The 16,117-nt window shown below is 40.0% G+C and carries 13 protein-coding genes; 5 read left to right on the top strand and 8 right to left on the bottom strand.

Annotated elements, in window-relative coordinates; all coding sequences use genetic code 11:
* The 4 genes from QMG11_RS01885 to QMG11_RS01870 all read right to left on the bottom strand — a co-directional run.
* A partial coding sequence (locus QMG11_RS01885) for an IS91 family transposase (protein ID WP_281832958.1) occupies positions 1-862 on the bottom strand: 862 nt, incomplete at its 3' end.
* Positions 863-926: 64 nt separating this feature from the next.
* Complete coding sequence (locus QMG11_RS01880) at positions 927-4,364, bottom strand: pyruvate carboxylase (RefSeq protein WP_281832956.1); 3,438 nt, start codon at positions 4,362-4,364, stop codon at positions 927-929.
* A gap of 329 nt (positions 4,365-4,693) precedes the next feature.
* Positions 4,694-5,194, bottom strand: a complete 501-nt coding sequence (locus QMG11_RS01875) for a GNAT family N-acetyltransferase (protein WP_281832953.1) — start codon at positions 5,192-5,194, stop codon at positions 4,694-4,696.
* A 7-nt stretch (positions 5,195-5,201) separates the two neighbouring features.
* A complete protein-coding gene (locus QMG11_RS01870; protein ID WP_281832949.1) occupies positions 5,202-5,744 on the bottom strand; it encodes a hypothetical protein in 543 nt (180 codons plus the stop codon).
* 135 nt (positions 5,745-5,879) lie between these two features.
* Between QMG11_RS01870 and QMG11_RS01865 the strand changes: the two genes are divergently transcribed.
* From QMG11_RS01865 to QMG11_RS01850, 4 genes are all read left to right on the top strand, one after another.
* Entirely contained in the window at positions 5,880-6,692 is an 813-nt protein-coding gene (locus tag QMG11_RS01865; RefSeq protein ID WP_281832947.1) for a peptidoglycan DD-metalloendopeptidase family protein, read from the top strand.
* A gap of 91 nt (positions 6,693-6,783) precedes the next feature.
* On the top strand, positions 6,784-7,464 hold the full coding sequence (locus tag QMG11_RS01860; RefSeq protein WP_281832945.1) for a pseudouridine synthase: 681 nt from the start codon (positions 6,784-6,786) through the stop codon (positions 7,462-7,464).
* Between the two features lie 13 nt (positions 7,465-7,477).
* On the top strand, positions 7,478-7,906 hold the full coding sequence (locus QMG11_RS01855) for a hypothetical protein (protein WP_281832943.1): 429 nt from the start codon (positions 7,478-7,480) through the stop codon (positions 7,904-7,906).
* A gap of 44 nt (positions 7,907-7,950) precedes the next feature.
* Positions 7,951-8,925: a tyrosine-type recombinase/integrase gene (locus tag QMG11_RS01850; protein WP_281832942.1), complete on the top strand. Its 975-nt coding sequence runs from the start codon at positions 7,951-7,953 to the stop codon at positions 8,923-8,925.
* A gap of 1,503 nt (positions 8,926-10,428) precedes the next feature.
* Here QMG11_RS01850 and QMG11_RS01845 read toward each other — a convergent pair.
* From QMG11_RS01845 to nagB, 4 genes are all read right to left on the bottom strand, one after another.
* A complete protein-coding gene (locus QMG11_RS01845) occupies positions 10,429-11,214 on the bottom strand; it encodes a family 1 encapsulin nanocompartment shell protein (protein WP_281832941.1) in 786 nt (261 codons plus the stop codon).
* A 13-nt stretch (positions 11,215-11,227) separates the two neighbouring features.
* Positions 11,228-11,587 (bottom strand): encapsulin-associated ferritin-like protein, encoded by a 360-nt coding sequence (locus tag QMG11_RS01840; RefSeq protein ID WP_281832940.1) that lies wholly within the window; start codon positions 11,585-11,587, stop codon positions 11,228-11,230.
* Positions 11,588-11,889: 302 nt separating this feature from the next.
* Entirely contained in the window at positions 11,890-13,020 is a 1,131-nt protein-coding gene (nagA, locus tag QMG11_RS01835) for an N-acetylglucosamine-6-phosphate deacetylase (RefSeq protein WP_281832939.1), read from the bottom strand.
* Between the two features lie 10 nt (positions 13,021-13,030).
* Positions 13,031-13,852: a glucosamine-6-phosphate deaminase gene (nagB, locus tag QMG11_RS01830; RefSeq protein ID WP_281832937.1), complete on the bottom strand. Its 822-nt coding sequence runs from the start codon at positions 13,850-13,852 to the stop codon at positions 13,031-13,033.
* A 571-nt stretch (positions 13,853-14,423) separates the two neighbouring features.
* Between nagB and nagE the strand changes: the two genes are divergently transcribed.
* Positions 14,424-15,857: an N-acetylglucosamine-specific PTS transporter subunit IIBC gene (gene nagE, locus QMG11_RS01825; protein WP_281832936.1), complete on the top strand. Its 1,434-nt coding sequence runs from the start codon at positions 14,424-14,426 to the stop codon at positions 15,855-15,857.
* The last annotated feature ends 260 nt before the right edge of the window (positions 15,858-16,117 follow it).

The following is a 16,117-nucleotide window of genomic DNA, read 5'->3' as shown; positions in this document are numbered from 1 at the left end:
TAGTGAGGGTGATGATAAGCTTCTTTTTAGAATCAGGGTTTTGATACCAAAATTTAACAATTTTACTGTTAAAAAAGATGATTCGGTAATCTGCAACAGCAGGACGCGCAAGATATCTACCTATATATTTCGCAATAATTTTAAAATTACCAACTTTAGATTTAGCATTAACGTAAAAACCATTTGGATACCTTTTATAGGTTAATGAAACCTTATTTTTAAGGTGTTGAGAATTGATATTCTTGGCATATTTAGCAATGATATCCAAGACACACTTTTGCCAAGCCTTCCTTAAAACTTGCCAAGGAAGGTTTTTAATATTTTTCCATTGGTTGCTTTTATTAAGTCCTCCAAAAGTAACTAGACAATGGATGTGGGGATTCCACTCTATTTTTCTGGAGAAGGTGTGTATTGTAGAGATAGATCCAAAAGTTGAAATTCCCATTTTATTAAAGGAGTACTTTAGCGCGAGGTACGAAGCCTCTGCTAAATCTTTAAGAAGGTGCCTCTTTTTGAAGAAGATGTTTCTAAGCCAGCCATTAGGTAAAGAGAAGACGGCATGTCTATGAGAACAATTAATTAAATTATTAGTAAGATTATGCGCCCAGGTTTCAGAGTAAGCTCTTCCACAAGAAGAACAAAAACGAGACTTACAGGAAAAAGGAGTTTTATGAATAGTTTTACACTTTAAACAGATAAATGATGTATATCCAACCTTAGGATCTCCACATTCAAGAAAGCGATTAACATTATGAAGGATATTATCTTTTAAGGAAGAAGGAAATTTATGGTTATTGCATCTCCAATATTTAAAGAAGTATTTTGAAAGAATTTGTTTTAATGGTTTATTTAAAGAATTCATATCTATATGATATCAAACTTTCAAGTACAAAAAAAGCTGCCCGAAGGCAGCTCCTTTTTAGTTATCAGTTTGTCAGCTCCACCAGAAGTTCTCCGGATTTTACTCCCTGTCCCTCCTTTACCAGAAGTTTTTCAACCACTCCTGCTTTCTTGGCAGTTATATTCGTCTCCATTTTCATGGCCTCTATGATAACCAGGGTTTGATTTTCCTCTACCCTCTCCCCCTCTTTTACCAATACCTTTGCAATGGATCCCGGAATGCTGGCACCTATATGAAGATCGTTGCTGCTGTCCGCCATGAGGGTGCCATTGCCTCCTTCTAAACTCAATCTTTGGGATTTATCAGCTACTTTGATCTCGGTTCTATTCCCATTTACCTCGAAGGTTACAGTTCTGAACCCCTGGGAATCTACCTTAGAGATCTGGAGAAGGGTAATAACCAGCATCTCTCCCTTATTACTTTCTATCTCACAGGTCTCTCCCTCAGTGAGGCCGTGGAAGTAGATATCGCTTCCCATGGAGGAGAAATCTCCATACTCCTTCAGATACTTGAGATACTCCTTATATACATCGGGATAGAGGGCGTAGCTGATAGCATCCTCTATACTAGCCTCGATCCCATATTGAGATTCAAGATGGTCCTTTATCCCCTCAAAATCCTCTGGACAAAGGAGTTCTCCCGGTCTGCAAGTGATAGGCTCCTCTCCTTTTAAGACAAGTTTCTGAATATCAACTGGGAAACCTCCATCTGGCTGACCCATCATCCCCTTGAAGTAGGCTACCACCGAATCTGGGAATGCGAGATATTTCCCCTCCTCTAGAAGAGTTTCCGGTGTGAGGTTATTTTTTACCATGAATATTGCCATATCCCCTACCATCTTGGACGACGGAGTAACCTTAACAATATCCCCAAGCATATGGTTTACCCCTCTGTACATCTCCTTTACCTCGTTGAATCTGTGTCCCAGCCCAAAGCTCTCAACCTGAGGCTTGAGGTTGGAATACTGTCCTCCCGGGATCTCATACTTATATATCTCTGCAGAACCAGACTTAAGGCCCGATTCAAACTGTGCATATACAGGTCTCACAGCATTCCAGTAGTCGGATATCTGCTGAATATCATCTAGGTCTATTCCAGTATCCCTTCCTGTATTTTCTAGGGCAGCCACAATGGAGTTCAGGGAAGGCTGACTTGTGAGGCCCGACATGGAGTCAAAGGAAGTATCCACAATATCTACCCCTGCTTCAGCTGCCATAAGACATGTAGCTACTCCGTTTCCAGTGGTGTCGTGGGTATGAAGGTGGATGGGAATGGAGATGTTTTCCTTTAGAGCCTTTACGAGCTGATAGGCTGCATAGGGCTTTAATAGTGCAGACATATCCTTTATCCCCAGGATGTGAGCACCTGTTTTCTCGATCTCCTTGGCCTTTTCTATATAGTACTCCAGGCTGTACTTTCCCTTTTTATGGTCAAGGATATCCCCAGTATAACAGATACATGCCTCTGCTATCTTTCCGTTTTTAATGACCTCTCTTATGGACACCTCCATTCCCTTTACCCAGTTGAGGGAATCGAAGATCCTGAATACATCTATACCACTGTCAGAGGCCTGCCTGATAAACTCCTCTATAACATTGTCCGGGTAGTTCTTATACCCCACAGCGTTGGATCCCCTGATCAACATCTGTAGAAGGACATTGGGAACTTCTCTTCTTATCTCTCTCAGCCTCTCCCACGGGGATTCCTTTAAAAATCTATAGGAAACATCAAAGGTAGCTCCTCCCCAGCACCCCAGGGAGAAGAGGTCCTTGGCAAGGATAGAGGTATCCTTGGCTATCTTGGTAATATCTTTTGTTCTCATACGAGTTGCCATAAGGGACTGGTGGGCATCTCTCATGGTAGTATCTGTAAGGAGGAGCTTCTTCTGACCCTTGATCCACTCTACTACTCCCTCAGGCCCTCTCTCCTCTAGGATCTGCTTTGTTCCCCTTAATCCTTCCGGGTAGGATAAACCAGGCACTACAGGGACATCAAAGTTCTTCTCACTGCCGTGGGTCTCATTTACCACCTTTTCAGCTATAAACTTAAGGACACTTCCCTCGAAGTCCTCTCTGGATGCTCCCTTGAATAACTCCGGGTGCTCTCCTATAAATCCTGTGTTGCACCTACCCTCAGCAAATACAGAGTGGTTAATCACATTTATAAGGAAGGCTATATTTGTCTTTATCCCAGTTATCTTGGTATCTCTCAGGGAACGGAGTACCTTTCTTCTGGCATCCTCAAAGGTCCTTCCATAGGAGATAACCTTTACCAGAAGGCTGTCGTAGTATGGACCGATTACTGCTCCTGCATATCCATTTCCCCCATCCAGACGTACCCCTAAACCTGAACTTGTTCTGTAGATATCTATCTTACCAGTATCTGGGGCAAAGTTGTTTAATGGATCTTCAGTTGTGATCCTGCACTGAATGGAGTACCCTCTGGGTTCTATACTCTTCTGACTAGGAATACCTATCTCCTCCGAGTCCAGTCTGTATCCCTCTGCCACAAGGATCTGACTCTGTACTATATCTATCCCGGTCACCATCTCAGTTATTGTATGCTCCACCTGTATTCTGGGATTCATCTCAATAAAGTAATGGTTACCTGTTTTATCCACAAGAAACTCAAGGGTTCCAGCACTTCTATAACCTACGGATCTGGCTATCTTAAGGGCATCCTCGCACATAGCCTCCCTCTGCTCCTCTGTAAGGGTGAGGGCTGGACATATCTCCACCACTTTTTGATGCCTTCTCTGTACCGAACAGTCCCTCTCATATAGGTGGACTACATTTCCATATTTGTCTCCCAGTACCTGCACCTCTATATGTTTTGGTTCCTCCACATACTTCTCCACAAAGATATCATCTATTCCAAAGGCTTTACTTGCCTCGTTCTTTGCACTTCTGTAGGAGGATATGAGTTCTCCTTCCTCCCTAACTATACGCATTCCACGGCCCCCGCCTCCTGCAGCAGCCTTAAGCATTATAGGATATCCGCAGCTGCCGGCAAACTCCAGAAGCTCCTCCTCTGATTTTACAGGCTTATCCACACCTGGAATGGTAGGTACTCCCACCTGTGAGGCCACAATCTTGGACTTTATCTTATCCCCGAGGCTCTCCATCATATCTCCATTAGGCCCTATAAACTCGATACCAGCCTCCTCACACTTTCTTGCAAACTCTGGGTTTTCCGAGAGGAATCCATATCCAGGATGGATTGCATCTACCCCCTTCTTCTTGGCCAGAGTGATTATCTCATCTATAGCCAGATAGGCATCGATGGGAGCCTTTCCCTTTCCCACCATATAGGCCTCATCTGCTTTTACTCTGAAGATTGCCCCTCTATCCTCCTCTGAATAGATGGCCACCGATCTTATCCCCAGCTCCTTACATGCTCTGATTATTCTTATTGCTATCTCGCCCCTGTTTGCAATCAATATCCTCTTAAACTTTCTACTCATATGCCCCTCCTATGTCTTAATAGAATCAATATATTAACTTAAATGACTTAAGATAATTTTTTTATAAAAAAAACAGGCACTTAAAATCAAAGCCTAAAGGTAAACCCAGACTAATATGATTTTAAATCCCTGTAAAACATCCATATTAATACCAATCATGCCAGGCACGAAGGGGTTCATACAAATATATTTAAAGTTATCTAAAGTTATTTATGTTTTTTATTTATGTTTTTTATTTTTGTTTTTAGGTTTACTGCTTTCATTCAATAATCCCTTACTTACTATATAATTTACAGTATTTCTGGGGCTTTGTCAACAGCTTTGATAAATTATCTGTCTATAAAGAGGCCCATTACTACGTAGTTGTAGTACTTCCCCTCTATCTTCACCTCATCTATGAGAACTCCCTCCCTGATAAATCCCAGTCTTTCATAGAGTTCCACAGCTCTGCTGTTGGTATCCAGCACCTTGAGTCCTATCTTTTCAATGGAGTTTTCCCTGCAGTGGAGGATGACCCTCTCAATGAGTTCCTTCCCGATACCTCTTCCCCAGTGGCTCTTGGCTACAACTATACCAATCTCCCCCACATGGGCCAGACGTTTTCTGTTTTCCCTTCCCCTGAAGGTAATATTTCCTACTATCTCCTCCCCCTCTACCGCTGCAAAGGAAGCATTCTTCCCCAGACTGAGGATCTTGAGCATAGCCTGGGAAGCTTCCAGGTCGGGAGCTTCCTCTCTGTCAAAGGTGAGGTAGGTGGTCTCCTCTGAGACCTTTTCTAAAAATCTGCTGAACCTATGGGAATCCTCTATACCAAGCTTTACTATCTCCATACTCCACCTACCTCATAAGTTTTCTTATGGCTCTTCCAACTTCCTTGTTGTCTATAATCTGTGAGTATTTGTTTATAAGCCAGTCATACTCCTTCTGGTTTACGTTGAGTTCCTTGATAACAAAGGTTTCCAGCTTCTCCTTCTCATCTGGAAGTAGGATGGTTCTTGTGGAGTTGTTTATCTCCTCTATAGTCCCCTTTCCCTCAAAGTATGAGAGGATCTTTGTCCAGTTGGAGAGAAGGTCGGTCTTTCTCAGAAGCATAACACAAGTGTAGTCAAGCTTAGGTATCTCCTTATATCCCCTCCTCTTGAGAAACTTAATTGTATCCTCATCCTTCTCCGTCATCCAGAGAACCTCTCCGGCCTTTCTTGTATTCATGATCTTTGGAAGCCTCTTGGTCTTCCCCTTATTCCTCAGATACTTGGAAAGGGGCAGAGCCTTGCTCTCCAGGTAAAACTTTATAGCAAAATCATTAAAGGTTGATCCTGAAGGAATTTCTCCACTCTCAACTATGTCTATCATCTTATCTACTGCATCAAAATCTACCATATTAAATCTTCTCCTGTATTATAATTATTTAAACTAATTATACCACCAAAAACCCTTGATTTCAAAGGAAATATCATTGAAAGATGTTATTATTTATGGTAAATTAATAATGAGACCAAAAAAAGGAGTACGTCAATGGGAAGATTAAAGAAGATAGCACTAGGTTCTCTCTTTCTTATCTTAGCCGGCTGCAGCAGTAACTACCACACTGTAAAGAGAAATGAAACTCTCTATTCCATTTCAGCCAGGAATAAGATAAGTGTAAATGAGATCATGGACCTGAACAATATGACTTCAGCAAAGGTATATGAAGGTCAGAGACTCCTTTTGAAGGGAGAGAAGAAGAAGAGCACCAAATCAACCTATCATGTTGTTAAGAGGGGAGAAACCCTCTATAGAATATCTGCCAGATACAATGTAAACGTGGATGACTTAAAGAGATACAACAACCTAAGGGATAACAATATTCAGGTTGGCCAGAAGATCTACCTGATGCCGGGACAGACTAACGCAAGGGTTGCAAGTAGCAGCAGCTCCAGGAATAACCTGAGTTCACCTACCCTCAGATCCTTTAGAAAACCCCTTAAATCAATATCTATCAACAGTCCCTATGGTACAAGAGTTCACCCTGTAACAAAGAGGAGGACAACCCACCACGGAGTAGACCTGAGAGCTGCCATGAATACACCGGTATATGCTCCCTATGCAGGAGTTGTGACCTACTCTGGATGGATGAATGGATATGGTAAGATTGTAATTATCGACCACGGGGGTGGATATACCACGAGGTATGCTCATCTGAACAGGTGGATAGTGGGGAAGGGAACAAAGGTAAAGAAGGGACAGCTTATTGCTAAAACCGGGAATACCGGACTGAGCACAGGTCCGCATCTTCACTATGAGATCAGAAAAAACGGGAACACCATCGACCCTGCTAGTACTCTATAAGAGAAGATATGAAAGTAAGGGCAGCTATATGCTGCTCTTTATTTTATAAATAAATTTCCGTATTTATTATTATGCGACAAAAGGAGATATAATGAGATTAGACAAATTTTTAACTGAGTGTGGAGTGGGAACTCGTAGCCAGGTAAAGGATATAATTAAAAAGGGAGAGATCACTGTAAATGGCAAAGTAGCTAAAACTCCCAAGGAACATATAGATGAGGAGAGCGATGAGGTTATCTACAATGGTGAGAACCTCTCCTTTAAGAGCAACAGGTACTATGCTCTCTATAAGCTTGCTGGATATGTGACAGCTTTAGAGGACAGGAGGGATAAAACCGTAATGGAACTCCTGCCAGATTGGGTAAATACAAAGAAGCTCTTTCCAGTGGGAAGACTGGACAAGGACACAGAGGGGCTTCTCATCTTTACTAATGACGGAAAGGCTTCCCATGAGATGCTTTCCCCAAAGAGGCATGTGGATAAGACATATTATGTAAAACTTTTAGAGGAAATTCAGGATGACAAAGTAAAACTACTAGAGAGGGGAGTAGATATAGGAGGTTACGTAACGAAACCCTCAAAAGTTCAGATAATAAATAATACAGAAATACTTCTTACTATAAGCGAGGGGCGTTTCCACCAGGTAAAAAAGATGATGGTGGCTGTGGACAATAAGGTGGAATACCTTAAGAGGGTCCAGTTTGGAGAACTCCACCTGGGAGATATGAAACCTGGTGAGGTAAGGGAGGTAGATCTGGCCGACATAATTTAAAGGAGCTGATATTATGAGGAGGATAGCTATCGGGTTATTTTGTTTGTTTTCTTTAGGAGTAGCAGCATTGGGAGAGGAAGTTGTAACCAACTCCTCTGGAGAGGAGATAGTTCTCTATAATACAGGGCGTTGGATCACCAAGGAAAGAGCTGATAAGATTAAGGCCTTTGAAGATAAGGTGGATATAGAGATATTGAAGATGAATAAGAAGAGTAATCAATATAGGACTATGACCTTTAAGGTAACAAATAGATCCATGGAGGACCTAACTTATGCAGCCTTTGGAGTAAAGTTTAGATTTGGAGAGGAGTACTCCCTAAGAAAACTCATCTCTGTAAATAACTTAAAAGCCGGTGAAAGTGTTGAGATTCAGAGGCAGATAAGTGTGCAGGATATAGAGGGAAGAGATACTAAGATAGAGGTAATAGACTACAGCTTCTAATCTATTTTCTATAATTATATTAACAGGACTTTTTAGGAGAATGCATGGATATTATAAATAGAGGCAGTACTGAGCTAGCCAGAAGAAAGAAGAGAAAGAGAAGCGGGGAACATAAAAATCTCTTTTCCATATATAAATCGGAGAAAACCCTCAAGGATTATATGTTTTACCTGAATAAGTTCTTGAACTATACCTATGAGGGAGGAGGTCCCATAAAGGGAGAGGAGATCGTCCAGCTTATGACTGAGATTACCAAGGAGGATGTAGAGGACTATATCTATCACCTGGTAGAGGAAAAGGAGATGAAGAAGACCTCGGTAAACAAGATAATCTCAGCACTGAAGAGTCTCTACAAGGAGGTTGAGAAACATGGTCACGAGAATCCCACAAAGTTTATCCCCCTCCTGAAAACTACAAGACACAACTTTGATAATGTTCTGAAGATCTCTGCTTCAGATATTCAGGAGATCCTGGACAAGTATGATGTGGTGGATGATAAATCCTATAGAAACAGGATGATCCTCTATACCCTCTTCTATACTGGAATGCGTAGCCAGGAGCTGCTGGATATGAAGTATAGCAACATAATAAAGAGAGAAAATGAGTATGTGGTAAAGATCGAGAAAACCAAGAGCGGAAGGGAGCAGTATAAACCCCTTCACAATGCCTGTATGGATAAGTTAAAGACCTATAGGAAGTATATGGAAAACCTCTACTCTATGAATGAGGATGAGATGGAGGACTCCTATGTATTTGCAGGTACAGGGGGAACAGATAAAAAACTCTCCTACAGTGCTCTCTACAATATCGTTCAGGATATGGGAAAGCTGATAGACAAGGATATCAGTCCCCACAATATTCGTCATGCTGTTGCAACGGAACTTTCCCTTAACGGGGCGGACCTTGTGGAGATCAGGGACTTCCTTGGACATGCAGATACTAAGGTAACTGAGATCTATATCAATGCCAAATCCATCCTTGAAAAGAGGGCTCTTGAGAAGCTCCCTGAGCTCAGGTAGGGTGTAGTAAGTGCAGTGCGCAAATCATGAGGCCTTAAAATTGGAATAAGAAGACTTTTTGTTTGGAACCTCTGGAACCATTGAAAAACAAGGGATAGAGAGGCAGTTCAAAGGATAGATAAAGAAAAATCTGTAATCTTGAAGACTAAATAGAAGAATAAATAAGTTTAGAGGGAAACCAACAATGGTTTCCCTCTTTTAGTAGAAAATACTTTAATAACTCGATATTTCCCTCTTTTGAAAAAGTCCTACAATTTTAAATATAGAAAATAGTATTTTGAATTTTTTTTGCAGTTAATCTTATCATATTAAAAATATTAAAAAAGCTCATTTTAAATAATTTTCACAAAGATCCAGACTTATCTTTAGAAGTTACTGCGACATATTTTTCTCTAGAAGTGACCACTCCAATTTGAAACCATTTAAAAAATATCCAATTCACCTTCCTTAATCAGACAGAAGAGGAAGGAGGCATAGCTTTATTCCCAGGCTAAAATTCCTATCCTAAGAGGATTAAATCCTCTTCAAAGTCGCTTCAAAACTGTGGAAGCAGATCCACTCTTGATAACCAAAGAGATAAAAGAGGAGCTAGGAGAAGTTCCTGGGGATATGAAATTCAGGGTATCTCTCAAGGTTATAAAAGAATAATATCACAATACATTCTTGAAAATTTCATACTGGAGAGGTGAAGATCTGGGCCAGGACAGATGAGATACTACTGTCGCTTTACCATTCTACCCTCACCTTCTCTTTTTTCAAGGGATCTCCTCTCTAAAGAGATGGTAATTATTATCTCGGAGATCGTTTATTTTCAGTCCCGCAAATATTTCAGTCTCATTTTACATCTAAACACAAAACTCTTATTTTATTGACCTAAATGCACTAATTTTATTCGGGATAATTTTTATTTTTATAACAGTGATCAATATAACCTTTATTATATATAGTTTATTACCGGAACTTTTATAATTAAAAATTACAGTAGATAATTTATGGAGTTTTAGAGCATTTCTTATGGGAGTACTGCTAGCAAAATTCTTCTTGGGTGTCGTCACCTTCATCTTTCAATAGCCCAAAGGCCTATGACTAAAATCTCTAATCAAGACAAACAAGAGAAATTTTTCTCTTAATTGTCTAGAGAAGTTTGATAAATAGGAGCCGCCCTTTTTATACTCAACACAATTAGGGAAGCTAATTATCAGCTGGTACCTACAATTTACGGAACTTTTACTCTATCATTTTCTTCTTTTCTTTAAATTATTCCGTGTAATTTCTATCTATAAGGACATATAATAATCAAATTAAATGTTATTTTGGTGATGCAACATACAAATATTCATAATTATATATTTTGTTCTTAAAATCAAAATAATAGCATAGATTGAAATAAAGGTCTTATTAAATAAAATACAGACAGAGACTTTCTATAAATATAGTTAAAAGACTTTTTTTATGTTTGTGTAAAAATAGAAATCCCTCTACATTAGTAGAGGGATCTTTCTTCTATGAATAACTTACTATAATGGTCTCATCCAGTATTCTAAATGTGAGGGTTTCAGTTACAAATAGTTTCACATAATTTTCTCCGTGCTCCTGATATCCTATGGAAAAATCCTCTCCAATTGTCAGTTCGATATTTTCATTGTCAAAGGGAATAAGTACAGCTCCAGAAATACTTCTGCTGACAATTATATCTCCACCTACAATATTTTTGATCCTCTCCACAAGGGCTACCTCTTTTCCAAGGGCGTTTAACTTACACCATACCTCCTCACTTACAATAAGTACATATGGTTTTTCAGCTATGGCTCTTTCAAGGATCATAACTCCCTTGGTAACATTTGCAAGGATCTCACTTTCAGTGTCCCCAAGTTCTCCCAGCTTATTTGGAGAGGATTCCAGGATCCCCTTGATGCACGCATCCTCGAGGCCGTTAAATACAACCTTCTCCTCAAACTGAGCCATATTTTTTACAGCTTCATCCAGGGCATCTAAATTTATATCTTTAGCTCCCCTCTCGATATTATCCAGTTCCCACCTTCCAAGTTTAAAGCTTACCCTTGGTTCTATTAGGGGTCTTACAGAGTATATTCCATAGTTTAGCAGTTCGTCTGAATGAACCTCGATTCTTCCCTCAGTTACAGAGGTAAAGTTCAGTCCCATGGGACCATTTACCCTGACAAACTTTCTTGCTGAAAGGTAGTTCTTTAACACCTCTTTAGCTCTTCTATCTATCTCCTCCCACGCCTTTACCGATATGGGAGCCAGTTCTCTCTTTAAAACATCCATCTCAGACCTCCTATTATTTCATACTTCCTATATTTAATGAACTTCCCTTAGAAACAATCTCTTCCTCTGCTGGAACTTCCATAGCATCCTCTAACTCTGTAATATTTGTATTTGTAAAGAAATAGGTTTTCATCTCATTGTCCCATCCATCCATATTTCTTCTCAGCCACTCGAGAAGCATAATAGCGTGTTCCATTTCCTCATTTCTGTTGTGCTCTAAAATCTTTTGAAGTGTAGGATCGCTTGTTACATCAGCCCTCTGGTTATACCAGTCCACTGCCTCAAGCTCCTCCTTAATACTGCTTATTGCTCTTGTTATATCCTTAGCTTTTTCACTTAACAGGTCCATTGGTTCATTATATAAATTTGCCATATTCCCTCCCTGATTGTTACGAATTTGTCTGTAAAGTATTTACTGAAATTATCGGGAAATCCTTTTAAATTTAAGTGCCTGGCTCCTATAAATTTATCGTATATGAAAGTTAATGGTTTCTGTAAAGCAAACAAGTGAAAGCCTAAAGAAGGAGAGAAGAGTTGAGATCTTAAAAGTAAGACCAGGTATTCCCCAATTTATTGGTATTTCGCCCTTAAAAATTATCTTTTTTATAAAATAATTCAATGAATAAAAAAGGAGTAATCGTATTTATGATTACTCCTTCATCAATATCTTAAAGTTTATATAAGCCTTCCCTTTACAACCATCTGAGAAATCTCAAGATTTTTATCGATTATCGCAAGATCTGCGACATATCCCTTTCTTATTAGCCCATATCTGTCATCTACACCTATGGCTTTAGCCGGATAGATAGTTGCCATCCTCACAGCTTCCTCCAGTGAAAGATTTACATGGTCAACCAGGTTTCTGACTCCCCCTATCATAGTAAGGGCTGCTCCCCCAAGGGTTCCATTTTCATCGAAGCACTTTCCGTCTTTGTGGAATACCTTCTTCCCCTCAAAGATAAAGCTCTCCATATCAGTTCCTGCAGGTGCCACTGCATCGGTAACCAGATATAGCCTCTCACCCATAATTTTTTTAGCTATCTCCACAGCTGGATATGCCACATGGAGACCGTCAACTATAATACCTGCATGGTAATCCCCATTTAATACTGCTCCAACAGCACCCGGTTCCCTGTGTCCCATTTGACTCATTGCATTATAGAGGTGGGTAGCAAGGGTGATTCCATACTCCCTCTTCTCCTCTATCTGATTATAGGTAGCATTGGTGTGTCCCAGTGCTACATTTATTCCGCTTTCTGCCAGCTCCCTTATATGCTCTGGTTTAGCATTTTCAGGTGCCAGGGTAAGAATTTTTGTAACCTCTCCCCCATATCTGGCTATCTCAGATACCACTGAGTTGTCCAGTACTCTTACCAGGTCCTCCCTGTGAACACCTCTTTTTTCCACTGAGATATAAGGCCCCTCAAGGTGAAGGCCCAGCACTCCAATCTCTTCAGGGTCCTCCATACCATCCACAACCTCTAAAGATCTTCTTATATTTTCATCTGTACTTGTAATAAGGGTAGGAAGGAATGAGGTACACCCATATCTGATGTTGGTCTCATTCATGACCTCCAAAGTTTTTCTGCTGATATCATCATTGAAAAGAACTCCTCCACACCCGTTCAGCTGAAGATCTATAAACCCAGGGGTAATGTAATTGCCCTCTGCATCCATCCTCTCTACATCTGAAGCCAGGTGGTCCTCCTCTACAATATCCACAATCTTACTTCCCTCTATGAGAACAGCCTTTCTATCTAAAAAGTTTTCCCCATCGAAAACTCTACCATTAACTATCGCAAACATGGTTCTCCTCCTATCTTCTATAAAGGTCTTCCTCTAATTTTTTTATATCCAGGTTGGGAGCCTCTATATCCTTGAAGTACCTGTAGGTAGATACCTTCAGTTCTCCACATGCTTCCTCATCTGAAACGATGATCCCCTTAGGATGAAGCTGAAGAGCTGAAACTGTCCACATGTGATTTACTCCACCCTCTACAGCATGGTACATAGCTCTTGCCTTATGATGTCCATTTACCATTATAAGAACTTCCTTGGCATCGAGGATAGTTCCCACTCCTACAGTAAGGGCCAGCTTTGGAACCTTTTCTGTATCTCCTCCAAAGAATCTCGAGTTTGCAAGGATTGTATCTGTAGTAAGCTCCTTATCCCTTGTTCTAGATGAAAGGGATGATCCAGGTTCATTGAAGGCGATGTGTCCATCTGGACCTATTCCACCAAGGAAGAGATCTATTCCCCCTACCTTCTTGATCTTATCTTCAAACCTCTTACACTCGGCTCTGTAATCTGAAGCCATACCGTCCAGGATATTTATGTTTTCCCTTTTTATATCTATGTGGTTAAAGAAGTTCTCATACATAAAGTAGTGGTAGCTCTGCTCGTGGGTAGGTTCAAGTCCCACATACTCATCCATATTAAAGGTAATAACATTTTCAAAGGAGATAATACCAGCTTTATAAAACTCAATTAGCTTTCTGTACATCGGCAGTGGCGTGCTTCCAGTTGGAAGTCCCAGCACAAATGGTTTTTCCTTAGTTGGTTTAGCTTCAATCAGTTTTTCCGCTACATATACTGCAGCCCAGTGACCTATGCAGTTATCTGTAATTATCACTCTCATTATCCATTCAACCCCTTTTATAATCTTGTTTTCTTAATATAAAGATAACATAAAACTCCATCAAAATCAATAAAAATTGAATTAAAATTTCATTTTTTATTCTGAATAGGAAAAAAAAATACATAAAATGAAAGATCGGTGAAACTTCCGACATTCAACTATTGCAATTTTCTGTAAAACTATAGCTAGCTTATAATGATATTCTTTTCACCTGAAATATTTACATATTTTATAGTGTTCTTTTCTATAGTCATCCTCTTTTTGAAGCTATCTTCTTCTAACTTAAATTTTTTAAAGTATATAAGGGTAATTTACCATGAAGTAAATTTACCGACTAGAGACCTTCAGCCTTGCCTCCCTCCAAAGCAATGGAATATGGTGTTTTGTTTGTAACTTTAGTTCACAAACTTTGTTTGAAAAGTGTACTTTTATCCTGTTTAAAGAAATAAAATTTCATTTCTGAATATTAAAAATGATTTTTTTTTACGAAAACTATTGATTTTTTGAAAATTTCTAGTACAATATTAATAACAAATTAGAGAACTTTTATTTTGAAAAGGGAGGAAAGTTTATGTTTAGTTACTTACAAAAGATAGGAAAGGCACTGATGGTACCTGTAGCAGTTCTACCAGCAGCAGCTATATTAATGGGTATTGGTTACTGGATCGACCCGGCAGGATGGGGGGCAAACAGCCAGTTAGCAGGATTTTTAATTAAGGCCGGTGCCTCTATTATAGATAGCATGGGAATATTGTTTGCAGTTGGTGTGGCTTATGGAATGTCCAAGGATAAGAATGGAGCAGCAGCTCTTGCAGGTCTGGTAGGATTCTTAGTCGTTACAACTCTTCTTAACCCTGGCACAGTGGCAATGCTAAAGGGAATCGATGCATCTGAGGTTCCTGCAGCCTTTGGAAAGATCAACAATGGTAACCAGTTTGTAGGTATCCTGGTTGGTGTTATTACTTCAGCACTATACAACAGGTTTAAAGACGTGGAGCTTCACAAGGCACTTTCATTCTTCTCTGGTAGAAGACTTGTACCTATTGTTACAGCAGCAACTATGATAGTTGTATCCTTTGCCCTTATGATTGTATGGCCTATTCTATTCAATGGTCTTGTGGCATTTGGTACTTCATTCATCGGACTGGGATCTATGGGAGCAGCTCTATATGGTTTCCTAAACAGACTTCTTATTCCAGTGGGACTTCACCATGCACTGAACTCAGTATTCTGGTTTGATGTAGCTGGTATCAATGACCTTGGTAACTTCTGGGCATCCAATGGTACCAGAGGAGTTACTGGTATGTATATGGCTGGGTTCTTCCCTATCATGATGTTTGGTCTTGTGGGAGCGGCAGCAGCATTTGTTAAGACAGCTAAGCCTGAAAACAAGAACAAGATAAAATCAATCATGCTGGCAGCTGGATTTGCAACATTCTTTACAGGGGTAACTGAGCCAATGGAGTTTGCATTTATGTTTGTGGCTCCTGGACTATACCTGGTACACGCTATCCTGACTGGTATCTCACTATTCATCGCTTCTAGTATGCATTGGATTGCAGGATTCGGATTCTCAGCAGGTCTTGTTGACCTTGTTCTTTCATCGAGAATGCCACTGGCTAATATGCCATATATGCTGGTTGTTCAGGGACTTGTCTTTGCAGCGATCTACTACTTCTCATTCGTATTCATCATTGAGAAGTTTGACCTTAAGACTCCTGGAAGAGAGGAAGCTACAGAGGAGGAGGCTGAGGAGAGAAAGGTATCTTCACACTCTGAAAAAGCTGGACTTATCCTTGCATATATCGGAGGAAGAGACAACATCGTAAATGTGGATAACTGCGCAACTAGACTTAGACTAGAGGTAAAGGATAACTCACTGGTGGATGACGCAGGTATCAAGAGGGTAGCTTCTGGAGTACTTAAACCAGGAAAGACCTCTGTACAGATAATTGTAGGACCTACAGTTGAATTTGTAGCAGATGAATTAAAGAAGTTAGTATAGAAGTTAAGGGAGGTGGAATCACCTCCCTTTTTATTGTTAAGGAAAGTATAGAATTTATAGAAAACAAATGAAGTGACAGCCTCCCAAATGATTATCAGGTTGCAACGTCACCTTGCTTTTTCTAATTTACTCTTATATTAAGGTGGAATTCATAGTTCTTTAGCTTCACATTAAAAATCTACTTCCTTTCCTTATACTCCTTCAGCTCTTCTAAGTATCTAGCAACGAAAGGTAAAGTTACTCAAGGTAGCAATTATAAA

It is taken from the genome of Propionigenium maris DSM 9537 (assembly GCF_027925155.1).
Taxonomy (GTDB): domain Bacteria; phylum Fusobacteriota; class Fusobacteriia; order Fusobacteriales; family Fusobacteriaceae; genus Propionigenium; species Propionigenium maris.
This window is presented reverse-complemented; position numbering and strand designations above follow the sequence as displayed.

Excerpts from the sequence above, each read along its gene's own strand:
- QMG11_RS01880 (WP_281832956.1), bottom strand. The coding sequence starts at position 4,364 with ATGAGTAGAAAGTTTAAGAGGATATTGATTGCAAACAGGGGCGAGATA.
- QMG11_RS01875 (WP_281832953.1), bottom strand. The coding sequence starts at position 5,194 with ATGGAGATAGTAAAGCTTGGTATAGAGGATTCCCATAGGTTCAGCAGA.
- QMG11_RS01870 (WP_281832949.1), bottom strand. The coding sequence starts at position 5,744 with ATGGTAGATTTTGATGCAGTAGATAAGATGATAGACATAGTTGAGAGT.
- QMG11_RS01865 (WP_281832947.1), top strand. The coding sequence starts at position 5,880 with ATGGGAAGATTAAAGAAGATAGCACTAGGTTCTCTCTTTCTTATCTTA.
- QMG11_RS01860 (WP_281832945.1), top strand. The coding sequence starts at position 6,784 with ATGAGATTAGACAAATTTTTAACTGAGTGTGGAGTGGGAACTCGTAGC.
- QMG11_RS01855 (WP_281832943.1), top strand. The coding sequence starts at position 7,478 with ATGAGGAGGATAGCTATCGGGTTATTTTGTTTGTTTTCTTTAGGAGTA.
- QMG11_RS01850 (WP_281832942.1), top strand. The coding sequence starts at position 7,951 with ATGGATATTATAAATAGAGGCAGTACTGAGCTAGCCAGAAGAAAGAAG.
- QMG11_RS01845 (WP_281832941.1), bottom strand. The coding sequence starts at position 11,214 with ATGGATGTTTTAAAGAGAGAACTGGCTCCCATATCGGTAAAGGCGTGG.
- QMG11_RS01840 (WP_281832940.1), bottom strand. The coding sequence starts at position 11,587 with ATGGCAAATTTATATAATGAACCAATGGACCTGTTAAGTGAAAAAGCT.
- nagA (WP_281832939.1), bottom strand. The coding sequence starts at position 13,020 with ATGTTTGCGATAGTTAATGGTAGAGTTTTCGATGGGGAAAACTTTTTA.
- nagB (WP_281832937.1), bottom strand. The coding sequence starts at position 13,852 with ATGAGAGTGATAATTACAGATAACTGCATAGGTCACTGGGCTGCAGTA.
- nagE (WP_281832936.1), top strand. The coding sequence starts at position 14,424 with ATGTTTAGTTACTTACAAAAGATAGGAAAGGCACTGATGGTACCTGTA.